This is a genomic window from Leptolyngbya sp. FACHB-36, assembly GCF_014695955.1.
Classification (GTDB): domain Bacteria; phylum Cyanobacteriota; class Cyanobacteriia; order Leptolyngbyales; family Leptolyngbyaceae; genus FACHB-36.
In genome coordinates, this window is record NZ_JACJPG010000081.1 from 1 (window position 1) to 2,182 (window position 2,182).

Below are 2,182 nucleotides of genomic sequence, written 5' to 3' on the forward strand. Positions count from 1 at the left end.
CTCGTGCCTTTAGTCTGACGGGTCAGCCAGTATCGCCTATCTGATTACTGGACTTGCCACCGTCAAACCGAACCGATCGAGCTAGAGCACTCCCTGAATGGCAGCTTGGGGCAAATCCCTATCAACGCTGCTCAGGATCAATGCCCAGAGATCGCAGCTGCTCAGCAAGTCGATCGGCACGCTGACGCTCCTGTTCCGCACGCTGACGTTCTTGTTCGGCATGTTGGCGCTCTTGCTCGGCGCGCTGGCGTTCCTGTTCCACACGCTGACGCTCTTGTGCAAGCTGCTGTTCTACCTGCTGCGCTTGTCCTGCAATTTCGGCATAGCTAAGAAAGCGCTTGCCATCCAGACGGTAAATTTGTAGCTCTTCGTCTGATCGCTCAAATCGAACGTTCAACCGTGGGCTGATCCAACCCGCAACTGATTCAATCATTTCTAGAGATGGATCGCTCCTCACCCAGCCGTTAAATTGATTCGTATCAGGATCGTAAAGATAATACTCATCTACGCCATAGCGATCGTAAAACAGCAGCTTGCGGCTCATTTCTGCATCGGTATTGCTAGGGGAGCGAATCTCAAATACAACCTGAGGCGGAAGGTTGCCTTCTTCCCACTGTTTGTAGGAGCCGCGATCGCCTTTTGGTCTGCCAAATGCCACCATGATATCGGGTGCCGTGCAGATAGTTCGATTGCCTTCTACGGGATACCAGAGCAAATCTCCTGCTACAAAAACAGCCGGATCATGGGCAAACAGCCAGTCTAGATTCTGCTGGATCACCACAATCCAGCGAAACTGTTTCGTGTTGTCTGCCATGGGTTTGCCGTCGCTTTCGGGGTAAGCACTCTCTACGGAGGACGGCTGTAGCTGGAACATACCTCGACCTCAAGGCAACACCTCTAACCTATCACGGCGCAAAACGGTAAACGCTGAGCGCAGCGGAGTTCAAACTAGTCGCTAAACGTTTAGCCAGCTTGCAATAAATCCGGGCGTTGGCAAGATGATCAACAGCAGCACTGCCAGCGCCAGCAAGCCCCACAGATCGCGACGATTATCCAACTCCGTCACGTCATTCAAGGCAGGTTCATCGCTGGCAGGCATCAGGAACAGCAGAATCGCCCACAGTAGTAAATGCGGTTGGGCAAACGACAGCAGCAGCAGCAGCAACCGGGCAACCTGACCGATCGCGGCTCCAGTACGCTGTCCAAACATCGCATGCACAATGTGTCCACCATCCAGCTGACCGACAGGCATGAGGTTAAACGCTGTCACAACAAGCCCCAAACAGCTTGCAACGGCAACCGGATGTAAATTAATCGCCGTTTCCGCTGTCAGCCCAGTCCCCAATACCAGCTTGCTGAGCAAAGTCAGCAGCAGCGAGAAACTCGGGTCGAGGGCTTGAAAATTAAACGCTTGAGGCTTGGGCGGCAGTGGCACGATCGAGGAGTGCGCCAAGCCCCACAGCAGCAGCGGCAGCGCCACAATAAAGCCAGAAAGCGGACCCGATAGCCCGACATCGAATAGCGATCGACGGTTTGGAATGGGCGATCGGATCTGAATAAATGCCCCAAAGGTGCCGAAGGGAAACAGGGACATGGGAATCACAGGAATAAAATAGGGCAGCGTCGCCTGAATCTGATAGCGCCGCGCCGTTAAGTAGTGTCCTAACTCGTGGAGACCCAAAATCGACATGAGCGCTAGCGAGTAGGGAAGACCCAACGCTAGATTAGCGGGCGAAAACTGCACGGGTTTATCCATCAGCTCCAGCCAGGCCAGGGTTGTCGTAAAAAATGTAACCGCTAACAGCCCCAAGGCAATCCCCGGACGAGTCACTTTTTCCCGCCCTTTCGTGAATTTGCGATCGCCCGTTGCTGCACTCTCAGAGCGTGGGTTCGTTACCAACGCAAAAAAGGGCTTCCCGCTGGCACCTTCTTGAAAGACCACGTAGAAGCGATCGCCAAACACCTCTTCCACATTCTCCCGAATCGTTTGGTAGGCAACTTCGGGCTTGCTGCGTAGCTGTCCACGACAAATAACAGCTTGTGGGCGGTACTCAATGTTTTGTAGGTAGTAGACCGACCAGGGAAAGCAGTTTTGGAGCTGCGTTTCTTCGGCTTTGTCGATCGGGCGTAGCGCTGCCGGATCGACAGAGGGCGTTGCGGTTCCTTCTGTGGTCTGAGCAGG

Annotated in this window: 2 protein-coding genes; both read right to left on the reverse strand. The window is 54.0% G+C overall.

What is annotated here, in order from left to right; translation table 11 throughout:
* Positions 1–121 precede the first annotated feature (121 nt).
* Positions 122–874 (reverse strand): Uma2 family endonuclease, encoded by a 753-nt coding sequence (locus tag H6F43_RS01155; protein ID WP_190340194.1) that lies wholly within the window; start codon positions 872–874, stop codon positions 122–124.
* Between the two features lie 81 nt (positions 875–955).
* The coding region (locus H6F43_RS01160) for a site-2 protease family protein (RefSeq protein ID WP_190340195.1) at positions 956–2,182 on the reverse strand (1,227 nt) is incomplete at its 5' end.